This is a genomic window from Paenibacillus sp. FSL R7-0333 (assembly GCF_038000365.1).
Classification (GTDB): domain Bacteria; phylum Bacillota; class Bacilli; order Paenibacillales; family Paenibacillaceae; genus Paenibacillus_AQ; species Paenibacillus_AQ silagei.
Genome location: NZ_JBBOBZ010000001.1, coordinates 5,801,028 through 5,825,531, shown reverse-complemented (window position 1 = coordinate 5,825,531; position 24,504 = coordinate 5,801,028). Strand labels below are relative to the sequence as shown.

Sequence of the window (24,504 nt, the reverse complement as noted above, 5' to 3'; positions counted from 1 at the left end):
TTCGCACCTTTCCTTTTATGAATAGTAGCTCTCCTCTTATTCCGGCAACGTCTCCTCCAGCCTGCTGCGCCGTGCAGCCTCTTCCGCGTCCTCCGGGGCATGGGGCAGGCCCAGCTCCTGCTCGCGTTCCGCCTGCTTGCGGTGGGCGATCCGGCTGCTGGCCGCTGCGGCTACAGCACCTACGATATCATCCAGATAGGTATGGATCTGGCCGGTGGTTTTGTCATTCAGCCTCTCCAGTACGCCGGGCTTGAGCTTGTCCACGTAACCATAGTTGGTGAAGCCGATACTGCCATATACATTAACAATCGAGAAGGCGAGAATCTCGTCTACCCCGTACAATCCTTCATCGTTCTCAATCATATCCTGCAGCGGCGAGAACAGCTTGCCCTCCTCCGCCAGCACATCCAGCTGGATGCCGGTCAAGACTGCATTCTGCACCTCACGCTTGCTGAGGACCATCTCAACGTTATGAATACATTCTTCCATGGTCAGGCCCGGATAGTATTTCTTTTGCAGCATCATGACAAGCTCGGCAATCTCCTCCAGAGTGACCCCGCGTTTGTGCAGCCAGTACCGGGTCGCTTCGGCAACGGCTTTGCTGTTGAGGCTGTAAGGAATTTTGGCATCAGTCATAGGAAGTCCTCCATTCGTGAGTCGGGTGTGATTTGGGTATGTACTAAATTGTACGCAAGCGGCAGACCGATGTCCAGAAACGTCCGGAATAGAACTTCTGTAATTTAGGATAAGCTGTTGTTATTTTTTGGACACAGGGCTCGTATACATAGCAGTACAAACTGATCTTAGCGCTAGAAAGGGGTAATGAAGATTGATGAAACCAGTGAAACACCTCCGCGGGGCGTCTGCGGCTTGCCTGCTGGCCGTTCCGCTTGTGCTCTCCGGCTGCAGTCTGTTCGGTTCAGAATCCGCCGCTGTGGACCCGCCTCCCGCCGCCGTAGAAGCGCAAATGCTGCAAGTGAGCGGGGAAGATACGCTGGATACCGGTGTATTCGGACCGGCCTCCATGGATGAGACTGATCTGTCTGCCGGGGTGAAGGATACCGGTGCGCCTGCTGTAGCCGGGGAGCGGACTACTGTGTATCTGGAGGATCAGAACGGTCTGCTGGCTCCGGTGGCTCTGTCTTTTCCGAAAAGCGAGGACACGGTCATGCTGAAAAATTCCCTCACGGCACTGGTCAGCAAGGGGGATTACGCGTCTGCACTGCCTAAGGGCTTCCAAGGCGTACTACCCGCAGGGACGAAAGTGAGCAATGTATCTGTAGGCCAGGATCATGTGGCAATTGTTGAATTCAACTCGGCGTTTAACGACTACGATCCTGCAGATGAACGCAAAATTCTCGAAGCGCTGACCTGGACATTGACCGGGCAGGACGACATTAAGGGAGTGCAGCTCTGGGTCGATGGCAAAAAGCTGACTGAAATGCCGCTGCAAGGCACACCGCTGGATCGTCCGCTGTCCCGTACCATGGGCATTAATCTGCCAAAGCATAACGCACTGATGATGAACTCCAGCGCAGTCACGGTCTATTTTGCAGCTGCTTCACCGGATGGCGGCCACCAGTATTATGTTCCGGTTACCCGTTTTGTACCCGCTGGCGGGGATACGGTGAAGGCAGCTCTGAGCGAGCTGATTGCCGGACCGCAGTCCGAGAACGGCCTGGAGATGGTCATGACGCAGGGAACGGTAGTTGATTCTGTAAAAGCAGGGCAGAACGGGGTAGTCACCGTATCGCTGACCGATGATATGTTCGAAGGCAGCACAAGCATTCCCGAGGAGATGCTGGAGTCGGTCGTGCTGACGGTGGCCCAGAATACAGATGATTCGCTGGTACAGATCCGTCTGAACGGCAAGGATACGGTTACGGGTACCAACAACGTCGATTACGGCCAGCCGGTCTCCGCGCCGGAATATGTGAACGAGCTGCCGCTTTAGAGCGAATCCACCGGCCTAAAAAGATGCTTTTGTGCCTACTCTTTGATAGAATAAAGTATTGTTCATCCGAATAACGGGTCAGGAGCAGCGGTGCCGTTCTCTTCCATAGGGGGCGGCACCCGTTTCTGCGTATAAGATACGGATGAATGTATACACAAACTTTGCGCTATACGATGTAGGAGGCAGAAAAGATGAGATCAAACGGACGCAACGAAGACCAGCTCCGGCCACTGACGATAACGACCCAGACCAACAAATATGCAGAAGGCTCCGTCATCATTGAGATGGGAGATACCAAGGTTATCTGTACGGCAACCGTGGATGAGAAGGTCCCGCCGTTTCTGAAGGGTCAAGGCAAGGGCTGGGTAACCGCCGAATATTCGATGCTTCCCCGCGCGACCCAGACCCGCAACCAGCGTGAAGCCGCACGCGGCAAGCTGACCGGGCGGACCATGGAAATCCAGCGCCTGATCGGACGGGCCCTGCGTTCGGTGGTGAACCTGCAGGCGCTCGGCGAACGCAGCATTACGCTGGACTGCGATGTCATTCAGGCAGACGGGGGAACGCGGACGGCTTCGATCACGGGTGCTTTTGTAGCGATGGCCTTCGCCATGAACAAGCTTGCCCTCCAGAATAAGCTGACGGTCTTCCCGATTACAGACTACCTGGCAGCCATCAGTGTGGGTGTCGTTGGCGACAAGACGCTGCTCGATCTGAATTATGAAGAGGATTCCAAGGCGAAGGTGGATATGAACGTGGTCATGACGGGCAGCGGCGCTTTCGTTGAGGTTCAGGGCACAGGCGAAGAGCGCCCGTTCACCCGCCAGGAGCTGGACCAGCTGCTGGGTCTCGGAGAGAAAGGGATCTACGAGCTGATCGCTGTGCAAAAAGAAGTCCTTGGCGCCATCGCGCTCAAAATCCCTGCCGGCCAGCCCGGTCAAGAGGTGTAGGATGAAGTCCGGCAGCGGAATTCTGATTGTCGCGACGAAGAACAAAGGCAAGGTTCGGGAGTTCCAGCATGCCTTTGCTCCCTTGGGACTTACGGTCAAAAGCATGTATGACTACCCGGATCTGCCGGATGTGGTCGAGGACGGGGCCACTTTTGCCGAGAATGCCTTCAAGAAATCCCGCGCTGTAGGGGACGTTCTTGGACTGCCGGTACTGGCAGACGATTCCGGTCTCTGTGTAGAGGCGCTGGACGGAAGCCCCGGCGTATACTCGGCCCGTTATGCCGGCGAGGCGGCGGATGATGAGGAGAATAATCTGAAGCTGATGAGCGAGCTGGAGCGGCTAAAGCAGGGGGAGGATACCGGACAGCCGCTGCTGAGTCCCGCCCGGTTCGTCTGTGCCCTGTCGCTTTATGATCCGGCAGACGGCCGGGAATGGACGGCTGAGGGTACGGTTGAAGGCTGGATTACCTCAGAGCCGGCGGGTGCCGGTGGGTTCGGCTATGACCCGCTGTTCTATCTCCCGGAATACGGGAAGACGATGGCTGAGCTGACGCTTGAGGAGAAGCAGTCGATCAGCCACCGCGGGACGGCGCTGCGGCGTCTGACCGAGAAGCTTGCTGCTGCGCAGAGCGGCGGTAAATAGAAGAGTTGGAATCTTGGAAGCAGCCCGTAAGCAGAATATGCTCGGGGCTGCTTCTGTTTTTTTAGATAATAATCCCCCCTGATTATGGAAATTTATCCCTAGCATATCCTCCGGCTTTGTATGAGAATAAGAGTTGACTTCACCCCTTCGCAGGTCCTGCATCCTTCCGCAAATCGTCGCAATCCACCCACCCTGCCCTGTACCAAACAACAACGTAGGCCGTAGCGGAGCGAGTGATCCGTATGCTGCTGAACTGCGCTTTTTTTGAGCTGTATTTCACTATTCTACCAGTCAGATTGCCAGGAGTTTAATAGTTTCACAGGGTGAAGGTCAAGGCCAATCGGGTCCGGGAGGTGAACGCTGAGCTTTCTCATGCGCGGCAAGGGAAGAACGGTCACTTAATATCCTTGATGGCAAAGACGCATGAATGTCCTTGAAGCAGGCTTACAGGTTACGCATTGAACCGGGGAGGTAATCACGAAATGGCCTTTATCAAAAGCAAATCCTTTGTGCTTGGCTTGGCGGCAGTCCTTTTCCTTACTCTTTTTTCGGCTTTTGGTGCAAACAGCAGAACTGTTCAGGCAGCCGGAGACTACAAGATTGTCGGCTACTATGCTTCATGGGCCGCCTACGGGCGGGCTTATAATGTAACGGATATCGATCCCGGCAAAATGAATGTCATCAACTATGCCTTTGCCGACATCTGCTGGAACGGCATACACGGCAATCCCGATCCGACCGGGCCGAATCCGGTCACCTGGTCCTGCCAGAACGAGCAGGGACAGGCGATCAGCGTTCCCAATGGCACCGTAGTGCTGGGCGATCCCTGGATCGATGCCCAGAAAAGCTTCGGCGATGATAAATGGGATGACCCGATCAAGGGGAATCTGAAGCAGCTCTGGAAGCTGAAGGAAAAGAATCCGAATCTGAAAACGATGATCTCCGTCGGGGGCTGGACCTGGTCCAACCGCTTCTCGGATGTGGCTGCCACGGCGGCAACCCGTGAGGTGTTCGCCAATTCTTCCGTCGATTTCATCCGCAAATACAAGATGGACGGTGTCGATCTGGATTGGGAATACCCGGTCAGCGGCGGACTTGCGGGCAACAGCTACCGCCCCGAGGATAAGCAGAACTACATCCTGCTGCTCCAGAAGATTCGGGAAAAGCTGAATGCCGCAGGAGCTGCCGACGGCAAAACGTATCTGCTGACCATCGCTTCCGGTGCCGGACCGACCTACATCCAGAATAACAATCTTAGCGGAATCGCCTCTGTGGTGGACTGGATTAACATTATGACCTACGACTTCAACGGCAGCTGGAACCCTACTACCGGCCACAATGCGCCGCTGTATTATGACCCGGCAGCCGCATCGTCAGGGCTGACCGAGCCGGCGAACTATAATATCGACAAGGCGGTGACCAGCTATCTGAGTGCAGGCGTACCGGCTAATAAGCTGGTGCTCGGCATGCCGTTCTACGGCCGGGGCTGGGGCGGGGCCCCTGCTGCGGGCAACGGGCAATATCAGGTATCTGCGGGGATCTCCCAGACCGGAACCTGGGAGAAGGGCAACTACGATTTCAGTGATCTGGAGGCCAATTATATCAATAAGAACGGCTACACCCGTTACTGGAACAACACCTCCAAGGTCCCTTATCTCTATAACCCGTCCAATCAAACCTTCATCAGCTATGATGATGCCGAATCCATCGGCTTCAAGGCCAGCTATCTCAAGAGTAAAGGCCTCGCCGGGGCAATGTTCTGGGAGACCAGCGGAGACCGCAACAAGACGCTGCAGACCAAGCTCAGCGCTGAACTGGGCGGCGGAGTAGTGACGCCAACGGCTACGCCGGTGCCGACCGCAACGGTGAAGCCATCGGCCACGCCGACCGCAACAGCAACGCCGACCGCGACAGTGAAGCCGTCAGCAACACCTACGGCAACAGTGACACCAACCGCAACAGTGAAGCCATCGGCCACGCCGACCGCAACAGCAACGCCGACTGCGACACCAGGTCAATGCACGGCCAATGCGTGGAGTTCCACCGCTGTCTACACACAGGGGCAGCAGGTCTCCTATGGAGGGCTGATCTATCAGGCCCAGTGGTGGACGCAAGGGGACCGGCCGGATCTTAGCGGAGCTTTCGGGGTGTGGCGGGTGACCGGAACCTGCGGTAACGCTACTCCGCAGCCGACAGCTACGCCACTCCCGACAGTAAGCCCTTCGGCTACGCCGACAGTAGCGCCAACCTCTACTCCTGTAGTGACGCCAGTCCCTTCGGCTACCCCAGGCGCTGCTGCCTGGAAAGCGGGCACCGCTTATAGTGTCGGCAATATCGTAACTTACAGCGGGCAATCCTACACCTGCCTGCAGGCGCATACCTCTCTGGCCGGCTGGGAGCCGAATGTCACTCCTGCGCTCTGGAAGCTGAACTAAAGGCGGAGCGGGCAGCGCCCTTCAGGAGGAGAATAGGAAGAAGCTGACTATAGGGTGATACAGCGATAACGTTCATCCGTAGGAATCCAGCGATAGGGCATGAGTATGCCTAAGTATAGAAGAAGGAACGGTGCCGACTTTAGTCTGGCACCGTTTTTTAGTGCTTTTTAGAACGTTGATACGAGCGATCCTGCTGTTTAGTCTGCTTGCTATTATGAATAGAGTGCGAACACAGTTGGAAAAAAGGCATTTATTTTCGCTGAAACGCGGTCATTGAAGGGAGTAGTTGGAAAAAGTACAGTTAATCCGCCGAACTCTCTCGATTCATGAAAAAACGGATCGATTAAGTGTTGTTTTTCCAACTGATTTCTCTATGTGCCACAATGACCCCGAATTAGATGTACAATATCCACTTGCTTCATCCGCCGCGGTTCAAACTAACAGATAAAGTACATCAAGTTGTGCTGAAACGACACAGTGTTATTGTCTAGCGTAACTATTCATACACCCGTCAGCCCCTCACCGCATAATCTCAGGTTTCAGTCCCAGCGCGGTGGTTTGCACTATCTTTATAACTAATTCCGTTCCTTGGAGGTTTTGGAAGCAGGATTCCGGGGGACGGAAATTTGGGTAATGAGTTTTTTGCGCTTCGATTGGATATATTTATGTTTAAATACAATTTAGCCGTCCTGTATCCCGCTTAAGGTTCATAAGCTTCCACAGGCTGAAATATAATGAACAGACAGGCGGCTGTCCCGGCCTCTAAAAATTTGTGAAACGTGATGCCGATTATTTCGTTATAGTAGTATATAGCGGAAGGTGGTGGGTTCACCAATGAGTATGTGGGTATTGTGGTTAATTGCCGCTGGCGTCTTGTTTGTTGTAGAGATGTTTACGTTTACATTCTATTTGTTATGGCTTAGCCTGGGAGCCTTGGCTGCCGGACTGGTTGCGCTTGTGCTGCCGGATGCATGGCTGCTGCAGGTCGTAGCAGGTTCGCTGTTAGCCCTGGTCCTGACGTTCTTCACCAAGCCTTTGTCTGAGCGGCTGCGCAATGCGCGGGGCTTCAAGGATACGGGTACCGAGATTATCGGCAGACAGGGTCTGGTGACCGAACCGATTGAGCCTGGCCGTTACGGGCAGGTCAAGATTGGCGGCGATACATGGAGTGCAACCTCAACAGTGGCACTGGGTAAGGGTCAGCAGGTAATTGTAGTAAGAAGAAGCACTACCATTATTGAAGTAGAACGATGGGGGGATATGTACTAATGGAATTGATAATTATCGGAATTATTATTGTTGTCGTCGTAGTATTTATCGCAATGACGATCAAGATTGTCCCGCAGCAAAGAGTTGGGGTTGTAGAGCGTCTGGGTAAATTCCACCGCCTGCTCACACCAGGTCTGAACATTCTTATTCCGGTAATTGATCAGGTGCGGGTCTATCATGACCTGCGGATTCAACAGGCGAATGTACCGCCGCAGACGGTAATCACGAAGGATAACGTGCAGGTGCAGATCGATACGATTATCTTCTATCAGGTGGTAGGTCCGGAAGAAGCAACGTACGGAATCTCCGATTATGTGTACGGGGTACGGAATATCTCCACAGCCACCATGCGTCAGATTATCGGTAAGCTGGAGCTGGATGAGACCTTGTCCGGCCGTGAGAAAATCTCCTCCGACATCCGTCTCGCGCTGGATGAAGCGACAGAGAAGTGGGGCGTGCGCATTGAGCGTGTCGAAGTGATCGACATCAAGCCGCCGCTCGATATCCAGGAAGCCATGGACAAACAGATGAAGGCAGAACGCAGCAAGCGTGCGATTGTCCTGGAGGCGGAAGCCGCCAAGCAGGATATGATCCTTCGTGCTGAAGGGGATAAGCAGAGTAAGATCCTGAAGGCGGAAGGGGATAAGGAAGCCCGCATCCGTCAGGCGGAAGGTCTCGGTCAGGCGCAGGAGCTGGAAGCTCTCGGTCAGGCCAAGGCGATCGAAGCAGTGGCGATGGCCGAGAAGGCCCGGATTGCCATGATCGCCAGTGCAGGACTGGATGAAAGAGTGCTGGCTTATCAATCCTTTGAAGCCTTGACTGACATCTCTAAGGGACCAGCGAACAAAATATTCCTGCCGACTAGTGCGGTGGAGACACTGGGCAGCCTGGGAGCGATCGCCGAAGTATTCAAGGCCAGCAAAGAAGGCAAATAAGCGTAAGACAATTTACAATTGCTGCAGGATCCGTTACAGTTAATAGCACAATCAGGCTGAGGCTTAGCAGGTACGCTTGTACCTCTTAAGCCTTTGCTTATGAAGACTGTTTTGCCGCTGTGCAAAACTTAAAGGAGAAGATACCGTGACGCAAAAAGAAATTTCCCCGCTCGTAGAAACCTTGGGGCTACAGCCCCACGTGGAAGGCGGATGGTACAAGAGACTGTGGAATTCTCCGTTTGAGATTCCTCAGGACACGTTGGGCGAGGCTTATTCGGGCCCGCGCGCATCAGCTTCATCGATCTATTTCCTGCTTCATGCTGACGAGAGTTCGGATTGGCATACTGTGTTGTCCTCCGAAATCTGGCTGTATCATTCCGGCAGCCCGATCGTGCTTAGTCTGGGAGGCAATGGCGCAGAGCCGGAGAACGTAACGGAGGTTATCCTGGGTCTGGATATCGCTGCAGGCCAGCAGCCGCAGGTAGTGATTCCTCCAGGCGTATGGCAGGCAGCCCGCCCGCTCGGCGAAGAACCGGCGCTCGTCTCCTGCATCGTATCGCCGGAGTTCCACTTTGACGATTTCAAGCTGATTGACAAGAAATAAGCAGGTATGTAATGGAGTACGGCCGGGAAGGGGCTGTGCTCCATTTTTGTACATAAGAGGCATACAATCTTCACGATTTGGCAACCTATTCGCTATAACGGGAACGGATTTCGCAATTGGATGATTATGAGAGCGGTAATACGGTTAAGGAAGCTTGTTGAATTCAAATTAGGCTTGGAGGGTATCCATATGAGTGAAATGAACGCACCATTTACAGGCGGGCCTACCTTGAACGATGGAGTAACTATGCCGTGGCTGGGTCTTGGCGTATGGCAGACCAAGGATGGCGAGGAGGTTATCCGTGCGGTGAAGTCTGCGGTGGAGACGGGGTACCGCAGTATTGATACGGCTGCCGGCTATAACAATGAAGAGGGTGTGGGGCAGGCAATCCGTGAATGCGGAGTCCCCCGGGAAGAGCTGTTTATTACCACCAAGGTCCGCAACCCGGATCAGGGCTATGAATCGACACTGAAGGCCTTTGAAGTCAGCCGCAAGAAGCTGGGCCTGGAGCAGGTAGATTTGTATCTGATCCACTGGCCGGTGGCCGGCAAATATAAAGAAACCTGGAAAGCGCTGATCCATCTGCAAAAGGAAGGGCTGGTCAAATCCATCGGGGTGAGCAACTTCCAGCCGCATCATCTGGAGGATATCATCGAGGACAGCGGCGTGGTGCCGGTGGTGGACCAGGTGGAATTCCATCCGCTGCTGACCCAGCGTGAATTGCTGAAGTATGCACGGGAGCATGATATCCAGCTGGAAGCCTGGAGTCCGCTCATGCAGGGTAATCTGGACCTGCCGCTGCTGAAGGAATTGGCGGAGCGTTACGGCAAGACGGTAGCACAGATTGTTCTGCGCTGGGATCTGCAGCAGGGTGTCATCACCATTCCGAAGTCGGTCCATCAGGAGCGGATCATCGAGAATGCGGGATTCTTTGACTTCACGTTAAGTGATGATGATGTCAAGGCGATCGAGAATCTGAACCAGAACCGCCGCTTCGGCCCCGACCCGGATAATTTCAACTTCTAAGCTGACAGATAGAGCATTATAAGCTGTAGATGCACAGAGCGGCCTCCTCAAGGGGGGCTGCTTTTTGCATTTGGCGGCAGCATGCTATTTTTTTATTAGGACTATTCATTTAAAATTTTTATGTTATAATCGTAATAATTACGATTAAAGACATGGAGTTGAATGCCATTATACGAACTTTGTTGCAACGTTTATTGCAGCTCATTCCTGTGCTGCTAGGCATCTCAGTCATAACCTTTGCGCTGATGCACCTAACCCCAGGTGATTCTGCAGAGATTATGCTGCGTACTGACGGTATTAAGCCTACATATGAAGCCATTGAGGCGGCAAGAATTGCACTGGGTCTGGATGGACCTGTATATATGCAATATGTTCATTGGTTGTACCGTGTGCTCCACCTCGATTTAGGCATATCCTACAGCAGCAATCGTCCGGTATTCACAGAGCTTATGAGTCGTTTCCCGGCTACTGCGCTATTGAGCGCTTGTTCCTTATTGGCTGCTATTCTTATTGCTCTGCCTATGGGTGTAGGCTCTGCATTATATACGGGGAAATGGTTTGACCGGCTGGGAAGAGTATGTGCTCTGTTTAGCGTATCCATGCCAGGCTACTGGCTGGGTCTGCTCCTGATTTATTATGGTTCAGTGAAGCTGAAGCTATTACCTGTAACGGGAATGGATGGGGTCTCCAGTGTCATTCTGCCTGCTTTTACACTTGGGTTTGGCATGGCAGGGGTGTATATCCGTTTGATTCGTTCCAGTCTGCTGGACGTTCTGTCTACGCTCTACATCAAGGCGGCGAGGGCCAAGGGGCTGCAGGAATGGAGAGTCATCACCAGACATGCGCTTCGTAATGCACTTCTTCCGAGTCTTACCTTACTTGGGGTTAACATAGCAGGGCTTCTCGGCGGCTCTGTGGTCGTAGAGACTATATTTTCCTGGCCGGGGATTGGAAAGTATGTGATTGAGGCGATTTTTGCAAAAGACTATATTGTCATTCAGGGTTATGTATTATGGATGGCTGTCGTCGTTGTTCTGATTAACCTGGCAGTAGATTCACTGCATCTGATGCTGGACCCGCGAATCAGGCTGCGGTGACGCTGTAAAAGGAGTAAGGTATTATGTTTCGAAGTAGCTTATTTAAGAATAACGGAGCGAAGCTCGGGGCAGGGATTATCCTTTTGTTCATTGGCGCCGGACTCTTTGCCCCCTGGCTCTCCCCTTCTGACCCGCTGCAGATTCACATGGAGCATAAGCTGAGTATGCCTTCCTGGGATTATCCGCTGGGTACGGATCATCTGGGGCGCTGTGTGCTATCCCGCATAATCTATGGGACAAGAACTACGCTTTACTATTCGTTTGCCGTTTTGACTGTAGTTTTTGCTATTAGCATCCCCGTTGGTTTACTGGCTGGTTACGCTGGCGGCAAAATTGATCAATTGATTATGCGGATCATCGACATCTTACTTGCTTTTCCCAGCTTAATTCTATCGCTCGCAATTACAGCCATGTTGGGCGCCAGTATGAAGAATCTGTTAATCGCCTTTGCAGCCGTCTGGTGGACGGGATATGCCAGAGTGATCCGCAGCCTGGTGCTTCAGATCAAGGAAGGCGGATATATCGCAGCCGCCGCAGCATCAGGCACTTCGCATCTGCAAATTGTGCTCAGGCATATCCTGCCGGTTGCAGCCCGTCCTATTCTCGTTCTGGCTTCTATGGAGGTGGGGACGATTATGCTCTCGATTGCGGGCTTGTCCTTCCTTGGTCTGGGAGCCCAGCCGCCTACACCGGAATGGGGGATGATGCTGAACGACAGCCGTGCCTATATTCAGACTGAGCCGCGGCTCATGCTCTTCCCGGGAATGGCCATCCTGCTGGCGGTGCTGGGCTTCAATCTGTTGGGGGAAGGCTTGCGCCGCTCAGCGCGTGATTACGATACCCGGGAGGTGAGCGTCCGGTAAATGAACAGTGAATCCACCCTGCTGAAGGTTAGTCACTTATCGACCAGCTTCCATACCGGAAGTCAGCAAGTCAGGGCTGTAGAGGATGTCAGTCTCGAAGTGAGGTCCGGGCAGATTGTTGCTTTGGTCGGCGAGAGCGGCAGTGGGAAAAGTGTTACGGCGATGTCTATTCTTGGCTTGGTAGATCCTCCAGGCGTCGTTGATAGCGGAGAGATATGGCTTCGCGGCCACAACCTCAGGGAGTGCTCTGCCCGCCAGCTAAGGAAGCTCCGCGGAACAGAAATGGCGGTTATTTTTCAAGATCCCATGAACGCGCTGAATCCGGTGCTTCCGGTTGGAAGGCAGATCATGGAGACGATCGCACTGCACCGGCAAGTCACTGGGCAAGAAGCAAAGCAACTGGCTATGAAGCAGATGCAGCAAGCGGGCCTTAACGATCCGGCGCAGCTATTCAATAAATATCCTTTTCAAATTAGCGGCGGGATGTGCCAACGGGTCATGATCGCTATCGCGCTGGCTTCCGGGGCAAGCTTACTTATTGCAGATGAACCTACAACGGCTCTGGATGTAACCATCCAAGCACAGATACTTACGGAGCTGGACCGGATCAGATGGGCGAATCATATGGGCATCCTGCTCATTACGCATGATCTCGGCGTTGTCGCCGAGCTTGCAGATTATGTATATGTGATGAAATCCGGAAGGATTGTGGAATCAGGAAATGTCTTTGACATCTTTTCGCGTCCATTGCATCCCTACACTAAATACTTAATGAGTTGCAGATAACAACTATGAAATTACATGTTCTACTGGGGAGGTGGTGATCCATGAAGCTGCTGGAGGCGGTAAGCCTGAATAAGAAGTATGGAATGACAAGGGGGTGGTTCACATCTGATATCAGGAGAGTGCATGCTGTGAAGAATCTGTCCTTCAGTCTGGAGAGCGGAGAAATCCTGGGACTGGTGGGTGAAAGCGGCTGCGGGAAGAGTACCTTAGCCAGACTCTTGCTGGGACTGGAGAAACCGTCCTCTGGAAGAATGCTGTACCGGAGTATGGATTATACAGACTGGAGCTTCAGTGAGATGCGTCAGATCCGCAGCAGGATGCAAATGGTGTTCCAGAACAGTCTGGCTTCCTTTAATCCACTGTTCACAGTAGAGCAAATTATCGGAGAGCCTCTGCGGAACTACGGGGAGAGGAAAGCCGGCGCGCGCAGAGTTCTGATAGCTGACACGCTTGAGCTTGTTGGACTTGAGCGGAAGCACATTCACAGTTATCCGCATGAACTCAGCGGCGGACAGCAGCAACGGGTCGGAATTGCGAGAGCTATTGCACTGCGTCCGGAGCTGATCATCTGTGATGAACCGTTCTCCAGTCTCGATGTCACCTTGCGTAAGCAGATGATGGATCTGTTGCAGGCATTGAAGCGTGAGCTGGAATTATCCTACGTGTTCATTACACATGACTTGTCGGTCTTGAACCGTTTTTGCGACAGTGTAGCTGTGATGGTTCAAGGGGAGATTGTGGAGAAGCAATCAGGTGAGGGGCTCATGCAGCAAGCAGACCACCCTTATACACGGAAATTGCTCTCCTCGATACCTGTGCAAGACCCCCGCTTAAGGAGAAAAGATAGAGAAAAGGAGTACAGAGAATGAGAGCCAGCTCAAAGTCAAAAACTGTATTAACAACATCACTATTCATCCTGCTTCTTGTATTAATAATGGGGATATCAGGGTGTGGTCATTCTGATAGAGCAGCCCAAGCCTCTGACTCCGGGGACAAGGCGATTACTGTTGCCATAGCGGCTGATGCCGGTCTTGACCGGCTGGATGCCGGTGCCTATGAGGGTTCGATGAATGTACATGCGATGATATACGACGGATTAGTTGAGTACGGCGAGAAGGGCGAAATCCTGCCTTCGCTTGCGGAGTCATGGGACATCTCTGAGGATGGGAAGGTCTATACCTTCCATCTTCGTCAGGGTGTCAAATTCTCGGACGGTACGGAATTTAATGCGGATGCAGTCAAGTTCTCCTTCGAACGGTGGGTTAAAGATCCGGCCAATTCACTGAATGTAGCTACCGCCATGGAATCTCTTGAGGTCGCAGACAAGCATACGATTACTATGACATTTAACAAAGCCTATTATCCTTTCCTGACCGAGCTATCCTTTGCAAGACCGGTACGGATTATCAGCCCTACCGCAGTGGAGCCAGCAGGTGATATTAACGGTACATTCGTCCGGGCGATTGGAACCGGTCCTTGGATGGCAGAGAGCTATAAGACGGATCAGGAAGCCGTACTGGTCAGCAATCCTAATTATTGGGGAGACATGCCGAAGCTGTCCAAAATTATTATGAAGGTCATTCCTGATCCGCAGTCCAGAGTACTGGCGCTGCAAAGCGGGGATGTAGATATTGCCGGGGGACAAATGGGGAAGCTTCCAGTCGAAAGTGTACCCGTGATCGAAGCAGATGCATCACTAACTCTGCAAAAGTCACCAGGAACAAGCTCGCATTTCATGATTTTTAATTATAATACACCTGCTCTGCAAGACCTGAATGTCCGCAAAGCAATTAATTTGGCGATGAACAAAAAAAGCATTGTGAACGATCTCATGAATGGTATTGGACAGGAGGCAAAAGGGCTATTCCCGTTGACCGTTCCCTATGTCACAGAGTCAAATAACACATGGTACGGCTTCGATCCCGGGGAAGCGAAGCAACTGCTGGCAGCTGCCGGCTATAAGGATGCGGACGGAGATGGGATTGCCGAGAAGGACGGAAACCCGCTTGAATTCAATTTCGTACTTCAGCAGGCGGAATATCCTGAATGGAAGACCATCAGTGAGCTGATTCAGTCCGAACTCAAGGAGATTGGCATTGACGTCAAGCTTCAGGTGCTTGAGCCGAATGCTTATTATGATGCCTTATGGACAAGCAAAGCTTACGATCTCATCCTGTACCGGACCTATGATGATGCTTATAATCCGCATTCGTTCCTGTTGTCCCTGTTCCACCGAACCACTGAAGCACCTGCTGTGGTATGGTCTGATACGGAGCTGGAAGCACAGATTGATAACGCAGTCGGAGCCATGGATATTCAAGAACGTCAGAGTGCTTATGATTCCATATTTTTAAGAATGTATCAGGATGCAATGTTTGCAGCTGTGTATTTCCCTGATGACATATTGGCTGTAAATCATAGAGTGACCGGATTCAAGCCGGGGTACACCACGTTCACACCTGTCTTTTGGAACCAGCTGGATGTGGACAGTAAATGATAAGATACAGTACTTGCCAAGAAGGAGTGAATGATAATGAGTATACAACAAGAGGTAGAACAGTATTGGGAAGGCGAAGCAGAGCTGTATAGTGAAGGAATCCAGAAGGAGCTGAACGGCTTCCAGCGGGAGGCCTGGCTGAAGCTTATCCTTGATCATGCTCCGCAGAAGGACAGCCTGCATGTTCTGGATATTGGCTGTGGTCCCGGCTTCTTCTCCGTCATTCTCTCAAGTGCCGGACATTTGGTTACGGCCATAGATTGTACAGACAATATGCTGGAAGAGGCGCGTCTGCACTCCAGCCGGGAAGGAGTCGATGTAACGTTCCGCAAGATGGACTCGCATAAGCTGGATTTTGCTGCGGAGAGCTTTGATCTCATCGTGTGCCGCAATGTCACTTGGAGTCTTGCCGCTCCGCAGTCAGCCTACAAGGAGTGGGCAAGAGTACTCAAGCCCGGGGGACGGCTGCTGGTCTTCGATGCCAACTGGAACCGTCATCTATGGGATGAAGAGATGGCGCGGAAGCATAGGGAGGATCAGCAGGCCTATATCGATAAGGGCTATGGTGAGCTTCCGCATCATACGAACATCGAAGAGACCGACCGTCTGAGCCTGGCCTTACCACTGACCAGAGAGTGGCGGCCGGAGTGGGATGTACGGACACTCACAGAGCTGGGCTTCTCTGCTGTCTATACGGAAGAGAATCTGAACGGCCAGGTGTTGGATGAGCAACAGCAGGTCTTGTACCGGTCAACTCCGTTGTTCATGATTTGCGCTGAAAAATAAGGCGGACCGGCTTGCTAAAATGTAAAATAAAAACAGCGACTCTCTTTGATGAGAGCCGCTGTTTTTGGTTTGAAGCGCATCAGCCGATCGACACATTGTATGTCTTCAGCCACAGGTTGACCTGGGCCAGATAAGCGAATAATTGCGGGCCGGACATCAGCTGGCCGAACCACGGCAGATTGGTGGAGGACTCTGGCGATGCCGCGATTTCTCTGATTTTGTCCGGATCAAGGAGCGGGAGAATGGGGGAGGAAGGATCGTCCAGAATGCTTAATACCTGTGAGCGCACCTTGTTCAGATAGGCAGGGTTATGCGTTTTGGGGTACGGGCTTTTTTTGCGGTAGAGCACATCGTCCGGCAGTACGCCCTCCAGTGCCTTGCGCAGGATGCCTTTCTCCCGGTTGCCTACCATCTTAATCTCCCATGGAATGTTAAAAACATATTGCACCAGCCGGTGGTCACAATACGGAACGCGTACCTCCAGTCCCACGCCCATGCTCATCCGGTCCTTACGGTCCAGCAGGGTCGGCATGAAGCGGGTTATGTTGAGATAGGACATCACCCGCATCTGTGCCTGTTTGCCGGTCTCGCCGTCAAGCTTCGGTACCTCAGCCACCGCATCGCTGTACCGGTCTCCTAAATATTCCAGCGGACGTATCCACTCCCGGATTTCCGGCGATAATAATCCGGCACGCATATTGGGGGCCACTGACCAGGGGAAGGTACCGGAAGATAACATCTCCTCACGGTGGAACCAGGGATAGCCGCCGAAGATTTCGTCTGCTGCTTCGCCTGAGATGGCTACTGTGGCCTTCTTTTTGATCTCCTGGCAGAACAAATAGAGTGAGGAATCCACGTCGGTCATCCCCGGCAAATCGCGGGAGTACAGGGCATTATCGAGAGCGGCTACCAGCTCCGGTGTGTCAAAAGCGATAAAGTGATGGTTCGTGTCCAGCTCATCGACCATCCGCTGAATCCAGGGACCGTCGGCTCCGGGCTGGAAGGAATGGCTTTTGAAATGCTTATCGTTGTCTACATAATCGACCGAGAAGGTATCGACCCGGCCCTGGCCGGTCCGCTTGTAATAATCCACGGCAAGCGCAGTCAGGGCGCTGGAATCGAGTCCGCCGGAGAGCAGCGAGCAGACCGGAACATCGGAGACCAGCTGGCGCTCCAGCGTATCCTGAAGCAATTCACGCACCCGTGCTGCCGTCGCATCCACGTTATCGGTATGCTGGACGCTCTCCAGCTTCCAGTAAGCATAGCTGCGGATTCCGCTGCGGCTGTAAATCATGGCAGACCCAGGACGAAGCTCGAATATATCTTTGTATACCCCTTGTCCCGGGGTCCGTGCCGGGCCAATAATGAAAATCTCGGCCAGACCCTCCGGCCCGACCTTCGGCTGGACGAGGGGATGCTGCAGCAGCGCCTTGGGCTCGGACCCGAAGACGAAGACGTCCTCCACTTGGCTGTAGAACAGCGGCTTCACGCCCAGACGGTCGCGGGCCAGGAACACCTGATCGCGCAAGCTGTCCCAGACGGCGAAGGCGAAGATGCCATTGAGCTTCTCCGTGCAATCCGGCCCCCATTCGATGTAGGCATGCAGCAGAACCTCGGTATCGCATTCCGTGAGAAAATGATGCCCGCGCTGCTTCAGTTCTTTTTTCAGCTCAGGGGCATTATATAGCTCGCCGTTATATACTATAGCGTATAACTTATCCTCATGGCGGGCAATCATCGGCTGTGCACCGTTCTCGGGATCGATGACGCTGAGTCGGCGGTGTCCGAAGGCAATAGGCCCTGAAATCCAGGTTCCGGCTGCATCCGGTCCGCGGTTGGCTAACGTTTCGGTCATTCTGACGAGCAGCTGCGATTGCCCGGTAAGATCACCGCGCCACTGGACAAATCCGGTTATTCCGCACATGTCTGATTCATCCTCTCTTTTGTGCGATTGTTGTCTGTCCTTTCTTTTTTGCCAAGTAATACAGATATATGCCGATTGAAGGGATAAAATGTATGTCCTTATCCGAACACTAGGGGAGAGGGAAATTTGCCAGGAGGGATGATGACAAGTGTATTACATTAAAGACGCCAAAATCCGCAGAATGACTGATTACGACGGTGCGCCTTGCGCAGAGGTTGGCGTATTGCCGGGAGCTGTGGGCGATTCCGCACTGCTGGTGTATATTGTTGAGGATCAGCGCGAGGAGGGCTATGAAATTGTCCGGATTCTGACGAATGATGCGGATACGGCCACCGACTGGTTCGACAATAATCTGCATGATGCCTTCCAGGACGTTACGGTCAGCGGCTTCACCGGCAGTACGGTGATGACCCCGGAGGATGAACGCTCCAAGTTCCAGCGCGAGCTGCTGATCTTCGGCGATCTGAAGCGGCAACTGGGCGAGCACTTCCGGCAGGTTCCCTGAGCCCACATCTTCCGCAGGTCATGTCCAGGCTTAACTATAGAGCAGGAGGCTTTCCGTGACGGTGGTTGCGGGAAGCTTCTTAACTGGAAGAGTTTGGTCTTGCTAATTCTGGTGAATCAGGTATAATAAATAACGTTGCGTTAATACATATCTCTTCAAAAGCTTCAAGTGATACAACGTTATCCTACATGTCCCGGTAGCTCAGTTGGATAGAGCATGCGCCTTCTAAGCGCACGGTCGGGGGTTCGAATCCCTTCCGGGACGTCATAGAAACAGCCTTCCTTCGGGAGGGCTGTTTTGACGTCCGGAGGATGAGAACCCCCTTTTATTTTGAGTAGGATCAACGTAGACGCTTGGGTGGACGCTCCGCGAACGGACCGTTGTTACAATCGCTGTTGTCTCCAAATTTTATTTATTTCCCTAATCGGTAAAAATCCGGAGACAAAGGCGACCGCTATCGCTTTTCCGCGGGTCGTTCCGTTCTCTCCGCTGTTTAAGCGAGATGCGAAATTCATAACATTCTAAAGAGCCCAAAACCATCCATCCCAAAGTGATCTTAGTACACTGAATTTATTGAATGCAGCCCAAATGAGCGAATGTAGTGTATAAGTACCCCTGAGTTCACCAGATGTGAGCCAAATGAGCAAATGAGGAGCACATGTGCACTTGAATTCAGCGGATGCGGGCCAAATGCGGAAATAAGGTGCAGAAGTGCCCCTGAATTCAGCGGATGCGGGCCAAATGCGGAAATAAGGTGCAGAAGTGCACCTGAATTCAGCGGATGCGGACCAAATGCGGAAATAAGGTGCAGAAGTGCCCCTGAATTCACCGGATGCGGGCCAAATGCGGAAATGAGGTGCAGAAGTGCCCCTGAATTCACCGGATGCGGACCAAATGCGGAAATAAGGTGTACAAGTGCCAATGTCATTAAGTTAAGATATAGAGCCAAAAACAAGAAAAAGGCAGGTTATCGAAAAGATAGCCTGCTCTTTTTTTGCACACAAAAATCTTGACAATCCGTAGAAAACGTGTGGCGAAGCCCCTTGAAAAAACGAGGAGGTTACGCCAATGAATGCTTATGCAAATTCGCTGAAAGACAGACTGACATCTCTCATCCGTGAGATGGCGGCTGCCCCCGCGCCTTACGTCAGAAACCCGGGAAAGGATTTTACCCGAACGAAAAAACTACCCTTTGAAATGGTTATGCAAACCCTGATCTTTATGGGCGGCAACAGCCTCTATAAGGAACTGTTGGAATCGCAGGGCTATGACGTTAACACCGCAACTTCTTCTGCTTTTGTTCAGCAAAGAAATAAAATTTTGCCGTCTGCGGTCGAATCTTTGTTTCACACCTTTACCGCGTCCCATACGGAATTCAAGGATTATCGAGGCTATCGATTATTGGCCATTGACGGTTCCGATCTGCATATTGCAACAGATCCTGCGGACCCGTTGACCTATTCTCAAAGTCAGCCCCACTCGAAAGGCTTTAACCTTCTGCACTTGAACGCTGCTTATGACCTCTGTAACCGGCTTTACGTGGACGCCATCCTTCAACCTCGAAAGCTGCGCAACGAAGGAAGGGCGCTGTCCACGATGGTGGATCGGTCCCCTATTCAGGGGAACGTCATTGTGTTGGCGGATCGAGGATTGGAAAGCTACAATACGTTCGCGCATCTGGAACGGAAAGGATGGAAGTACGTCATACGGGTCAAGGATTTGCATACGAATGGCATTCTTTCGGGCTTGCACTTGACCTTTGAAGGGGCGTTTGATCAGGAGATTCACCTGACGCTGACTAAAAAACGAACGAAAGCGTTCAGGGATCACCCCGAAATCTATAAAATTCTTCCGGCCACCTCTAGCTTTGATTTTCTGGACATGCAAAAGAACCTGTTTTACCCGATTTCCTTTCGGGTGGTTCGTTTCCTCCTGCCCAGTGGCGATTATGAAACCGTCATTACCAATCTACCGGCTGCTGAATTCTCACCGGATGAACTCCGGGAACTGTATCACCTGCGATGGGGGATTGAGACCTCTTTCCGGGCCTTAAAATACACCATCGGTCTGACCCATTTTCACGCAAAGAAGCAAGAGTCCATTACCCAAGAGATATTCGCAAGAATGATCCTCTACAATTTCGCTGAAATGATTACCTCGCACGTAGTCATTTCCCAAAAGGATAAACGGCACCTCTACCAAGTCAACTTCACGGTGGCCGTTCACGTCTGTAGACATTTCCTGCGCTCCAAGGGCGATGGACCCCCGCCTGATGTGGAAGCTTTGATTCGCAAAAATATTTTGCCGATTCGTCTCACCCGTCCTGGGCAAAGGAATACACGCAGAATACGTAGCAAATCCGCCATTAGCTTCGTCTACAGAGTAGCATAATTCGGTTCGCATGAACATTTTTTTAAGTGGATCTTCCATCCGCTTTGTTTGCTATGCGCTTTTTTCCTTCCTTACACCAAAAACAAACGGCATAGGACGTTTCCCCCATACCGTTTTGGATTCTCTTTATTAATTCCAAACTTATCTTTGAACTTATCTTAATGACATTGGTACAAGTGCACCTCATTACACAGGATGCACCCAGAAGTGGGCGGATGGAGAAGGGGGAGCCGTGCAAGCTGCACAGACCCGCATAGGTTCCTGCTCATTCATCCCATAGAGCAGGTATGTTCTTAAACGGATGTAGACTCAGCGCGTCTACATCCGCTCCGGCTTAGGCAGACCGAGTACGTCGAGCGCCTCGCCGAGCGTCTCGGTGAAGCTCCGGGTCAGCCACAGGCGGAAGGTAATGCGGGCTTCCTCGCCCTTGAGAATCGGACAAGCTGAGTAGAAGTTACTGAACAACGAGGCCAGGGAATAGGCATAGTTACAGATTGTATTCGGCGTAAGCTCCCGGCTTGCTGTGTAGAGTGTGTCTTGCCACAAGCTGAGCTGTCTCAGCAGGGCAAGCTCAGCCGCTTCAAGCTGCGCCGGGAACAGCGGCACCTCGCCAACGTCGGACTCGCCACCGCCGGACTCGCCACCGCCGAACTCGCCACCGCCGAACTCGCCACCGCCGAACTCGCCACCGCCGGACTCGCCACCGCCAGACTCGCTAGCGCCGAACTCGCCACCGCCGGACTCGCCACCGCCGGACTCGCCACCGCCGAACTCGCCACCGCCGAACTCGCCACCGCCAGACTCGCTAGCGTCGAACTCGCCCACATCAGACTCTCCAACGTCAGACTCGCTAGCGCCGGACTCGCTGACACCGCTCCCGCCACCCGCCGAAGCGGCCTTACTAAGCACGCGCTGCGCCCGGGCATAGGCGTACATCAGGTAGACGCCGGTGTTTCCGGAGATTTCCATCGCCTGCTTGAAGTCGAACACAATCTCGGTGCCCAGATTGAAGCGCAGCAGGTAGTAACGGATGGCAGCGGTGGCGATGAGCCGGCTGGACAGGCCGTTTTTGTCCGAACGGGTGGATTCAATCATGTCTTCCATGAGCCGGACCAGCTCGGTTACCTTAATGCCAATTCCCTGGCGCCCGGACATGGCGTAGGAGCTTTTGCCGCTGGAGGTATCAATGCCCAGCCCGGCCGCAGCAGCGGGACTCAGCGAGACCACCCCATAGCTGACATGATGCAGCGCGTCTGCCTGCGCACCGAATCCCAGTGCCTTGAGCGCCTGCTTGACCATCTGCTGCGGATATTCCTGCCGGTAATCGATGACGTTCACGACCTGGTCCGCCCGTCCAAAAGGCAGAACCTGTCCGCTCAAGCCGGTCGTCCACAGCCCGCTCTGAAATTCACTGTAGCTGAAGTCCTTCTCCAGCAGTCCGAACTTCCACAGATGATAGGCGATGTCCTTGGCAGTATAGGTCAGAATTCCGTTCGAACGCACCAGTACCTTATCCTTCTGATGCTCCTCCAGCGTGTCTGGTCTAGCGTCTTCAGCGGGTTGCTTCAGAATCCAGCAGCCTGCCAGCTTGCCTTCCGTCTCCTGCACGAAGATCTCCGTCTGCGACAGAAGCTCGAATGCCGAGGCCCAGAAGCCCTCCTTCAGAATGTTGCTCTCCCACACCAGCAGATCGTAGTCAATGCCGAACCCCCGCATCTCCTCTACATGCTCTCTCACGATCTGCCCGGCGACGAGTGTGCCAATCCAGGCGGTGTTGCCATGGCCCTCTTCCAGAGCGTGAAGAATCTCAGTCCGCTTCTGCACCATTTCCGGCTGCTGCGCGTACGTTTTGTTAATCTCGGCATAGATGTCCCAGCAGTAGTCTCCGAACCGGACATGGGCTCCCACCAGCGGAACATTCAGCAGGCCGGCTACGGTATCTGCCAGCTGATTGCCGAGATCATCGACATAGTTGTGTACCTCAACAGTATGGCCGGTCGCCCGCAGTACTCTCACCAGCGCGTCCCCGATACAGGAGTTTCTCAGGTGGCCGATATGCATACTTTTATTGGGGTTGACGGAGGTATGCTCGACGATCACCTTCGACCCTACTGTATGCTGAGGCAGAGTGAAATTCCCCTTCGCCCGTGCCCAGGCCTGCCAATCCAGATACATATTAATAAACCCCGGACCGGCAACCTCGGTTCTCAGCACCAGTCCGTGAACAGAGCCCGAAGCTTCGAGCTCAGCGACGATCAGCCCGGCGATGGCAAGCGGAGCTTTGCGCAAGTGGCGGGCCAGCTGCATGGCGATATTGCTTGAATAATCCCCGTGGTCAGCACTCGCCGGCTGCTCCAGGGCAACATTTACTTCAGCGATGGCGGGCACGCCCAGGGTTAGCGCGATTTTGTGAACAGACTGCTTCAGGCTTTCTTGGATTAGCTCACTTAGCATTGGCATGAATAACAACCTCCTGAATAAAATAACGACAAAAAAAGCCTTCATCTCCTAAGAGACGAGGCTTGTGCGCTCGCGGTACCACTCTTGTTGCTGAGCCTTGCGGTTCAGCCACCTTACAGGTTAACGGTCCTCGGCCGGGGCTTCCTACTACAAGGTTCAGAAGTCCATCTCACGGGTGCGCTTCATGGTTCTAATCTGTACCGGCTTCCACTTTCCCGGCTCGCTGGGGACTAGATATAAGACCATTACTCTCCCGGTCATCGATTGAATATGGATTTGTATCAGTATAGCGAATTTCTGAAAGAAAGCAAGAGCAGATTGCTGTGCAGCAGGAGTCCTCCGGTTAAGAATTACACGTCACTAGGCGCCCCTGTCAGATTCTTGATGTCCGTTGAACCATAAATCAGCAGCATAATTACAATGACCAGCAGGAGTCCGCCGGCAAATCCTTCTCCGTCAAAACTGTCCATAGCCCCGTTCCCTCACTTTCACTTCCGTATGTGTTCAGGTGTTTTCGGCTTTCTTTTTCAAAGCGGCCATGATCTCGTTCAGCGTCAGGCTGCTGTTGTCATCGAGGAAGCTGACCAGCTTATCGACGTTGTCACTACTTAGCTCGCTTAAGGTTTTATATTTGCCTACCAGACTGACGAACATCGACGCGTCCGTGTACATCTGGATAGAGTCTACTTTCAGCTTGCCGGTCAACAGAAGGGCAGCTACGGCAAATTCAAGCCCCTTAGGTGTCTGGGTTTTGGAGCTGGACGGTGTTTTTTTGGCGGCGGGCTTCTTTCCTTTTCCTGGAGGGGGCATGGGAGTCCCTTCTTCCGTTCGGCGTTCGTAGGGGAAGCGCAGCGTGGGCGGTATTCCTTAGTAAAAGATATGCGTCTCTGCAGATATTGGTGAATAGGCTAAGGCCTGTGTCCACACCGTTATACCAATACTTGAATATGAATATGTCGAGCGATTAAACTCAATCGCCGTGACTGAGTTTAGAGGCAGAAGGGAGGGAGCGGGATGGCGATATTATCAACAGGACCTATTGAGAATAATGCCGTTTCAGGAGTCAGACCTACACAGACTGTAACAGTAAGAATAGTGAAGCGGGATACGGCTGTCACTTCGGCTGTCAGCATTCAGGGTTATGTACTGGGAACGACAAGAACGCTGTATGTAAGTGAACTTATTAATGTTGCCCCTAATGAAGCGGTGACCAGAAGTTATTTTGCCGATCTGGATGCCTATGAATTTGTATTTACGACTGAAGAAGCAGATGAAGAGGAAATCGGAATTTCAGTATGGGGAAAAACATCATCCGGTCAGCTGGTGAATGCTCATCGTGTGGTTGCACATGAGCAACTAAACCCGGAAGTATAAATTCC

21 protein-coding genes, 1 tRNA gene and 1 other annotated feature are annotated in these 24,504 nt (G+C 52.7%); of the genes, 18 read left to right on the top strand and 4 right to left on the bottom strand.

Annotated features, from left to right (window positions below):
- Positions 1-36: 36 nt before the first annotated feature.
- Entirely contained in the window at positions 37-636 is a 600-nt protein-coding gene (locus tag MKY86_RS24580) for a phosphatidylglycerophosphatase A family protein (RefSeq protein WP_036694809.1), read from the bottom strand.
- 196 nt (positions 637-832) lie between these two features.
- Here MKY86_RS24580 and MKY86_RS24575 point away from each other — a divergent pair, with 196 nt between their 5' ends.
- The 14 genes from MKY86_RS24575 (at position 833) to MKY86_RS24510 (ending at position 15,845) form a co-directional block, all read left to right on the top strand.
- Entirely contained in the window at positions 833-1,954 is a 1,122-nt protein-coding gene (locus tag MKY86_RS24575; protein ID WP_076083125.1) for a GerMN domain-containing protein, read from the top strand.
- Positions 1,955-2,145: 191 nt separating this feature from the next.
- Positions 2,146-2,904, top strand: a complete 759-nt coding sequence (gene rph, locus MKY86_RS24570) for a ribonuclease PH (protein WP_076083128.1) — start codon at positions 2,146-2,148, stop codon at positions 2,902-2,904.
- A gap of 1 nt (position 2,905) precedes the next feature.
- Positions 2,906-3,547, top strand: a complete 642-nt coding sequence (locus MKY86_RS24565) for an XTP/dITP diphosphatase (protein ID WP_076083131.1) — start codon at positions 2,906-2,908, stop codon at positions 3,545-3,547.
- 482 nt (positions 3,548-4,029) lie between these two features.
- Positions 4,030-5,982, top strand: coding sequence for a glycosyl hydrolase family 18 protein (locus tag MKY86_RS24560; protein ID WP_076083134.1), 1,953 nt, complete (start codon positions 4,030-4,032; stop codon positions 5,980-5,982).
- Between the two features lie 834 nt (positions 5,983-6,816).
- Complete coding sequence (locus MKY86_RS24555) at positions 6,817-7,251, top strand: NfeD family protein (RefSeq protein WP_076083137.1); 435 nt, start codon at positions 6,817-6,819, stop codon at positions 7,249-7,251.
- Positions 7,251-8,186 (top strand): SPFH domain-containing protein, encoded by a 936-nt coding sequence (locus tag MKY86_RS24550; protein WP_083685599.1) that lies wholly within the window; start codon positions 7,251-7,253, stop codon positions 8,184-8,186. The genes MKY86_RS24555 and MKY86_RS24550 overlap by 1 nt, the downstream gene beginning before the upstream one ends.
- 145 nt (positions 8,187-8,331) lie before the next feature.
- Positions 8,332-8,790 (top strand): cupin domain-containing protein, encoded by a 459-nt coding sequence (locus MKY86_RS24545; protein ID WP_076083140.1) that lies wholly within the window; start codon positions 8,332-8,334, stop codon positions 8,788-8,790.
- 189 nt (positions 8,791-8,979) lie between these two features.
- Entirely contained in the window at positions 8,980-9,816 is an 837-nt protein-coding gene (locus MKY86_RS24540) for an aldo/keto reductase (RefSeq protein ID WP_083685601.1), read from the top strand.
- Between the two features lie 152 nt (positions 9,817-9,968).
- The gene (nikB, locus tag MKY86_RS24535; protein ID WP_076083143.1) at positions 9,969-10,913 is read left to right on the top strand and encodes a nickel ABC transporter permease; all 945 of its coding nucleotides are present in this window, start codon (positions 9,969-9,971) and stop codon (positions 10,911-10,913) included.
- A 23-nt stretch (positions 10,914-10,936) separates the two neighbouring features.
- Positions 10,937-11,776: a nickel transporter permease gene (gene nikC / locus MKY86_RS24530; protein ID WP_076083146.1), complete on the top strand. Its 840-nt coding sequence runs from the start codon at positions 10,937-10,939 to the stop codon at positions 11,774-11,776.
- Positions 11,777-12,562, top strand: a complete 786-nt coding sequence (locus MKY86_RS24525) for an ABC transporter ATP-binding protein (RefSeq protein WP_076083149.1) — start codon at positions 11,777-11,779, stop codon at positions 12,560-12,562.
- Positions 12,563-12,603: 41 nt separating this feature from the next.
- On the top strand, positions 12,604-13,431 hold the full coding sequence (locus MKY86_RS24520; RefSeq protein ID WP_076083152.1) for an ATP-binding cassette domain-containing protein: 828 nt from the start codon (positions 12,604-12,606) through the stop codon (positions 13,429-13,431).
- The gene (locus tag MKY86_RS24515) at positions 13,428-15,059 is read left to right on the top strand and encodes a nickel ABC transporter substrate-binding protein (RefSeq protein ID WP_076083155.1); all 1,632 of its coding nucleotides are present in this window, start codon (positions 13,428-13,430) and stop codon (positions 15,057-15,059) included. Before MKY86_RS24520 ends, MKY86_RS24515 begins: the two co-directional genes overlap by 4 nt.
- Positions 15,060-15,095: 36 nt before the next feature.
- On the top strand, positions 15,096-15,845 hold the full coding sequence (locus tag MKY86_RS24510) for a class I SAM-dependent methyltransferase (protein ID WP_076083158.1): 750 nt from the start codon (positions 15,096-15,098) through the stop codon (positions 15,843-15,845).
- Positions 15,846-15,924: 79 nt separating this feature from the next.
- Here MKY86_RS24510 and asnB read toward each other — a convergent pair whose 3' ends face one another.
- Positions 15,925-17,769, bottom strand: coding sequence for an asparagine synthase (glutamine-hydrolyzing) (gene asnB / locus MKY86_RS24505; protein WP_076083161.1), 1,845 nt, complete (start codon positions 17,767-17,769; stop codon positions 15,925-15,927).
- Positions 17,770-17,917: 148 nt separating this feature from the next.
- Between asnB and MKY86_RS24500 the strand changes: the two genes are divergently transcribed.
- The 3 genes from MKY86_RS24500 to MKY86_RS24490 all read left to right on the top strand — a co-directional run bounded on the left by MKY86_RS24500 (position 17,918) and on the right by MKY86_RS24490 (position 20,665).
- Positions 17,918-18,274 carry a hypothetical protein gene (locus MKY86_RS24500; protein WP_076083164.1) on the top strand — a complete coding sequence of 119 codons (357 nt, stop codon included), beginning with the start codon at positions 17,918-17,920 and terminating at the stop codon, positions 18,272-18,274.
- 190 nt (positions 18,275-18,464) lie between these two features.
- Positions 18,465-18,538: transfer RNA gene (locus MKY86_RS24495), tRNA-Arg, on the top strand.
- Positions 18,539-19,342: 804 nt separating this feature from the next.
- Positions 19,343-20,665, top strand: a complete 1,323-nt coding sequence (locus MKY86_RS24490) for an IS4 family transposase (protein WP_340827549.1) — start codon at positions 19,343-19,345, stop codon at positions 20,663-20,665.
- A 318-nt stretch (positions 20,666-20,983) separates the two neighbouring features.
- Here the strand turns inward: MKY86_RS24490 and MKY86_RS24485 are convergent, their stop codons facing one another.
- Positions 20,984-23,119, bottom strand: coding sequence for an arginine--tRNA ligase (locus tag MKY86_RS24485; RefSeq protein ID WP_340827872.1), 2,136 nt, complete (start codon positions 23,117-23,119; stop codon positions 20,984-20,986).
- Positions 23,120-23,173: 54 nt separating this feature from the next.
- Positions 23,174-23,395 (bottom strand) — a binding site (T-box leader).
- A 234-nt stretch (positions 23,396-23,629) separates the two neighbouring features.
- Complete coding sequence (locus MKY86_RS24480) at positions 23,630-23,935, bottom strand: hypothetical protein (RefSeq protein WP_076086516.1); 306 nt, start codon at positions 23,933-23,935, stop codon at positions 23,630-23,632.
- Positions 23,936-24,139: 204 nt separating this feature from the next.
- On the opposite strand from MKY86_RS24480, the gene MKY86_RS24475 reads away from it, so the two are divergent.
- The gene (locus tag MKY86_RS24475) at positions 24,140-24,499 is read left to right on the top strand and encodes a hypothetical protein (protein WP_076086513.1); all 360 of its coding nucleotides are present in this window, start codon (positions 24,140-24,142) and stop codon (positions 24,497-24,499) included.
- Positions 24,500-24,504: the final 5 nt, after the last annotated feature.

Bases quoted from the DNA above. Each gene is read 5' to 3' on its own strand.
- MKY86_RS24580 (WP_036694809.1), bottom strand. From the start codon at position 636: ATGACTGATGCCAAAATTCCTTACAGCCTCAACAGCAAAGCCGTTGCC.
- MKY86_RS24575 (WP_076083125.1), top strand. From the start codon at position 833: ATGAAACCAGTGAAACACCTCCGCGGGGCGTCTGCGGCTTGCCTGCTG.
- rph (WP_076083128.1), top strand. From the start codon at position 2,146: ATGAGATCAAACGGACGCAACGAAGACCAGCTCCGGCCACTGACGATA.
- MKY86_RS24565 (WP_076083131.1), top strand. From the start codon at position 2,906: ATGAAGTCCGGCAGCGGAATTCTGATTGTCGCGACGAAGAACAAAGGC.
- MKY86_RS24560 (WP_076083134.1), top strand. From the start codon at position 4,030: ATGGCCTTTATCAAAAGCAAATCCTTTGTGCTTGGCTTGGCGGCAGTC.
- MKY86_RS24555 (WP_076083137.1), top strand. From the start codon at position 6,817: ATGAGTATGTGGGTATTGTGGTTAATTGCCGCTGGCGTCTTGTTTGTT.
- MKY86_RS24550 (WP_083685599.1), top strand. From the start codon at position 7,251: ATGGAATTGATAATTATCGGAATTATTATTGTTGTCGTCGTAGTATTT.
- MKY86_RS24540 (WP_083685601.1), top strand. From the start codon at position 8,980: ATGAGTGAAATGAACGCACCATTTACAGGCGGGCCTACCTTGAACGAT.
- nikB (WP_076083143.1), top strand. From the start codon at position 9,969: ATGGAGTTGAATGCCATTATACGAACTTTGTTGCAACGTTTATTGCAG.
- nikC (WP_076083146.1), top strand. From the start codon at position 10,937: ATGTTTCGAAGTAGCTTATTTAAGAATAACGGAGCGAAGCTCGGGGCA.
- MKY86_RS24525 (WP_076083149.1), top strand. From the start codon at position 11,777: ATGAACAGTGAATCCACCCTGCTGAAGGTTAGTCACTTATCGACCAGC.
- MKY86_RS24520 (WP_076083152.1), top strand. From the start codon at position 12,604: ATGAAGCTGCTGGAGGCGGTAAGCCTGAATAAGAAGTATGGAATGACA.
- MKY86_RS24515 (WP_076083155.1), top strand. From the start codon at position 13,428: ATGAGAGCCAGCTCAAAGTCAAAAACTGTATTAACAACATCACTATTC.
- MKY86_RS24510 (WP_076083158.1), top strand. From the start codon at position 15,096: ATGAGTATACAACAAGAGGTAGAACAGTATTGGGAAGGCGAAGCAGAG.
- asnB (WP_076083161.1), bottom strand. From the start codon at position 17,769: ATGTGCGGAATAACCGGATTTGTCCAGTGGCGCGGTGATCTTACCGGG.
- MKY86_RS24490 (WP_340827549.1), top strand. From the start codon at position 19,343: ATGAATGCTTATGCAAATTCGCTGAAAGACAGACTGACATCTCTCATC.
- MKY86_RS24485 (WP_340827872.1), bottom strand. From the start codon at position 23,119: ATGCTAAGTGAGCTAATCCAAGAAAGCCTGAAGCAGTCTGTTCACAAA.
- MKY86_RS24480 (WP_076086516.1), bottom strand. From the start codon at position 23,935: ATGCCCCCTCCAGGAAAAGGAAAGAAGCCCGCCGCCAAAAAAACACCG.
- MKY86_RS24475 (WP_076086513.1), top strand. From the start codon at position 24,140: ATGGCGATATTATCAACAGGACCTATTGAGAATAATGCCGTTTCAGGA.